Here is a 4,120-nt window from a genome sequence, read left to right as displayed (position 1 = left end):
TATATGAATGAAAATAACTTTATATTTATGGCTGATCATTATTTTTTCATTCTGAAATCACAAACATAAGCAGAATTTTACGTTAAGCCATTCTAAAATTACTTCATTGGGAATAGTAAGCAACAGCAGCATTAAATTTTCGATCATTTTATTTGCCGGTATAGGACTGGGGTACATCAACACCGTTTTGATTTTCCCCAATGTGTTGACAGAGGAAGAATTCGGACTAACCAGGATCTTAATGTCAGCATCAGCCGTTATTGCCCAAATAGCACAGTTAGGATCAGGAAACATTATTGTCCGCTTTCACCCTCACCTGAAAACGGACAAAACAAATACTACGCTATCCATAGGATTAATCATATCACTAATTGGTTTAGCACTTGCATCTCTGTTTCTATTTTTGTTTGACGACTATGTCGTTTCCATGTATCAAGAGAAATCAGCCTTATTTTCCAGATACTTTTACCTGTTGCTGCCATTTATGGCTTCATTAATTTTTTATAATCTTTTTGATTCGTACCTAAGGGTTATTTTTAAGAATAGTGTACCTGCATTTTTAAACTTTATATTATTAAGAGTTTTCTGGCTTGTAGTGGTACTACTATATTACTTTGGTTTTTTAGGGTTGACATCATTCATAAACATATATGTAGGGTGCCAGCTATTGATTGCTCTAATAGCACTGGGCTATATGGCATACCTGAAACAACTCAACATTACATTCAGGTTTAGCGATGAAAAAATACAACTTATTAAAAGTATGTACCGCTTTGGTTTATATACTATAATAAGTGGCCTATCCGTATTCTTAATCAACCGGATTGATATATTAATGGTGGGAAAGTATATAGGACTTGAAGGGGTGGCCATTTACTCCATAGCCTTCTATATCAGTACCGTGGTTATGGTACCCGCACAATCTATTTCAAGGACATCCAATGTACTGGCTTCTGATGCAGCAAAAAATAATGATCACTCCACTCTTAACAGACTATACAAAAAATCTGCTCTCAATCAGTTTCTGTTCTGCGCCTTAATATTTACACTTATTATTGTTAATTATCATAACCTGATGCACTTCCTTCCCGATACCTACCACAATAGTTTTACGGTATTTTTATTACTCGGATTTGCTAAAATTGTGGAAACAGGTTTTGGCATAAACGGGGCAATAATTTTGAACAGTAAGTACTACAGGGTTGATACAGCCTTGTCTTTATTTTTATTAATATTGACTATTTTAACAAATCTTTATTTCATTCCCTTATACGGTATAGAAGGTGCGGCTTTGGCCACTATGATTTCAGTAGTCACTTTTAACATTCTCCGATATCTTTTTATAAAGGTGAAGATGAACCTAAGTCCTTTTACGTTAGAGTATCTGGGCATAGTCCTGTTACTTACCGCTTCCACACTTCTGGCATACATCATGCCCTCAATCACTTCTGTATACATTGATATATTGTTAAGAAGCATGCTGCTGGTGGTTTTAAGCGTCCCGGCAATTTATATGCTCAATTTATCCCCAGACTTTAATAAAGTTGTAGATGGGTTCACTGGCTTTTTCTACAAAGTGAAATAGTTAAGCGACCGGACAACCCACCTTATCTCATCTTCTTTCAATTCCGGAAAGACAGGTAAAGAAAGCACGGAAGCTGCTATTTCCTCCGCAACCGGGTACTGTTTGTCCGTTACTTGTAAATGTCTGAAAGCCTCAAGCTGATGAATGGCCTTTGGGTAATGAATTTCAGTTACCACTCCCTGTGTTTTTAAATAACCTTGAAGAGCATTTCGGTTATTAGAACGCACCACATAGAGATGATAAACATGGTACGCATTTTCATAGACCTGAGGCTTTATGATACTCTTCGATTGAAGTTCCTGACTATATATCTGAGCCGTCTGTCTGCGTCTTCTGTTCCATTCATCCAAATACTTTAACTTCACATTGAGTACAGTCGCCTGCATTACATCCATCCTGCTATTCCTACCTACCACTATATGTTCATTTTTTGATATCTGGCCATGGTTTGCTAATAACCTGACTTTTTCTGCCAGTCGATCATTATTGGTAACTATTGCGCCAGCATCTCCATAAGCACCAAGATTCTTTGTGGGATAAAAACTAAACGCCGCAATATCCCCTAAACTACCTACCGGTTTCCCTGCCAGAGATGCACCATGAGCCTGAGCGCAATCCTCAACAACCTTAATCCCATGTTTTTTTGCTATAGTCATAATTTGATCCATGCGACATGGTAAACCATAAAGGTGGGTGCAAATAATTGCCTTGGTTTTATCATTAATCGCCGCCTCTAGTTTTGAGGGGTCAAGCGTATATTCGGTAGACAGAATATCAACCAAAACCACAGTGGCCCCAACCAATGATATAACTTCAGCATCACCTACAAACGTAAAAGCCGGAATGATGACTTCATCTCCCGGCCCAATATCCAAAGCCCTTAAAGCTAGCTCAAGGGCATCAGTACCATTCCCGCAGGCTATGCAATGACTAGTTTGCGTGTATTCGGCAAAACTGCTTTCAAATCCTTCGACCTCTTTCCCTCCTATAAATGAGCCTCCATTTAATACCTCGTGTACAGCAGCGTTTACATCATTTCGAAGATGATCATACTGTCGTTTCAGATCGAAAAAGGGGACTTTCATAGGTTGTTTAATATGTTAGCCAGTTTTTCGGTTAATTTCCGTCTGGAAAATTTCTGAATCCCTTTGAAATCGTGCTTTTGGCCAGCCTTAAACTCAAGGTACAAATGTCTGATGGCTTCTTTCATAGCCTCAGCATTATCAGGCTCACAAATCAAGCCTGCTTTGGCCTGCTCTATGATCAACGACGAATCACTGTCTTTAGGGCCTATAGCAAGTATAGGCCTGCCAGATGCCAGATATTCAAACAGTTTTCCTGGTATGTTACCCGGCATATTTTTAAACGGCACGAGCAATAGAGCCGCTGAGCTTCGGTAGATTTCAAAAACCTGATCATGACTCACATAAGGTTTTAAAAGCACTCTCTCATTCAATATCATATCTGAGGCTATATAACTCCTTAAAGCCTGATTGACATTACCAACAAACTCTACGTTAATGTTATAATCCTCTTCTACTATTAATGACTTCACTACATTAAGAAATGGTGTAGGGTCGCGAAGTTCATCGACAACACCCACATGTCGAATAACAAATTCCTTTGGATTTATTTCTGCCGAAGCATTGAATTCGTCATCATCAAAGCCATTCGTTATAACCTCCACGTCTCTGCCTCCCCCCAGCTCGCTCAACTCCTTCGCATAATGCCAACTGGCCGCTAGTACTGAGTCGGCATGAGTTAATACCTCTTTTTCCATTTTTCTATGGATACGTCTCACCACCCCAGTCAGATAGAAGCTTTCATAAAGCACCCAGGTAGTCCAAGGGTCTCTGAAGTCAGCAATCCACTTCACATTTAATTTTTGTTTAAGCTTTAGCCCAATGAGGTGAATACTATGCGGCGGACCAGTTGTAATTATTGTATCTATACCTTTTGAAGCCAGTATAGTACTAAGTCTTTTTACCGATGGTTTAATCCAAAAACATCGGGGGTCAGGGATAAACAGATTACCTCTTAACCATAGCATTATTTTACTTAACAGGCCTTTATTGCTGCTCTTTACAATGTCACTTTGCTGACTACCCTTACCTTTGAATCGCTGTATAAATTTATATGGCTCCCAAATTGGCAGCTTTATCACCTCAATTTCCGGAGAAATATCTTTTTCAAGGCTGTAATCTTTAACTTCGAATGAAGGGTTTTCCGGAGTATAAACGAATGGTTTCCATCCGAAATCCGGCAAATATTTTGTAAACTTCAACCACCGCTGTACTCCACTTCCCCCACTGGGCGGCCAATAATAAGTGATTATCAAAACTTTCTTCATTATTGCAAATATAACAGGTCATAACTCATGAACCTTTATTATTGACAAAACCTGCTAATTGATGTAAAAGTCCTGCCTAGCAATCGAGAATGGGAGAAATTAGTAAATGGTCAGTGGCTGTTAGAAAAAGACACTATGATAAAAATCTTATATTTTATTTACTGCCATAGCAACCTTATGCGAAA

General features: G+C 38.6%; 3 protein-coding genes. 1 reads left to right on the top strand and 2 read right to left on the bottom strand.

The window, feature by feature from the left end; genetic code table 11:
• Window positions 1-106: 106 nt before the first annotated feature.
• Complete coding sequence (locus tag E1163_RS01970; protein WP_155168924.1) at window positions 107-1,585, top strand: lipopolysaccharide biosynthesis protein; 1,479 nt, start codon at window positions 107-109, stop codon at window positions 1,583-1,585.
• Here E1163_RS01970 and E1163_RS01965 read toward each other — a convergent pair.
• Window positions 1,570-2,670, bottom strand: coding sequence for a DegT/DnrJ/EryC1/StrS family aminotransferase (locus E1163_RS01965; protein WP_155168922.1), 1,101 nt, complete (start codon window positions 2,668-2,670; stop codon window positions 1,570-1,572). The two genes, E1163_RS01970 and E1163_RS01965, sit on opposite strands and share 16 nt — an antisense overlap.
• Window positions 2,667-3,935: a glycosyltransferase family 4 protein gene (locus E1163_RS01960; protein ID WP_155168920.1), complete on the bottom strand. Its 1,269-nt coding sequence runs from the start codon at window positions 3,933-3,935 to the stop codon at window positions 2,667-2,669. The genes E1163_RS01965 and E1163_RS01960 overlap by 4 nt, the downstream gene beginning before the upstream one ends.
• Window positions 3,936-4,120: the final 185 nt, after the last annotated feature.

The organism is Fulvivirga kasyanovii (assembly GCF_009711405.1).
GTDB classification, from domain to species: domain Bacteria; phylum Bacteroidota; class Bacteroidia; order Cytophagales; family Cyclobacteriaceae; genus Fulvivirga; species Fulvivirga kasyanovii.
This window is presented reverse-complemented; position numbering and strand designations above follow the sequence as displayed.

What these genes read in the sequence shown, in the direction of transcription:
- E1163_RS01965 (WP_155168922.1), bottom strand. Translation starts at nt 2,670, where the DNA reads ATGAAAGTCCCCTTTTTCGATCTGAAACGACAGTATGATCATCTTCGA.
- E1163_RS01960 (WP_155168920.1), bottom strand. Translation starts at nt 3,935, where the DNA reads ATGAAGAAAGTTTTGATAATCACTTATTATTGGCCGCCCAGTGGGGGA.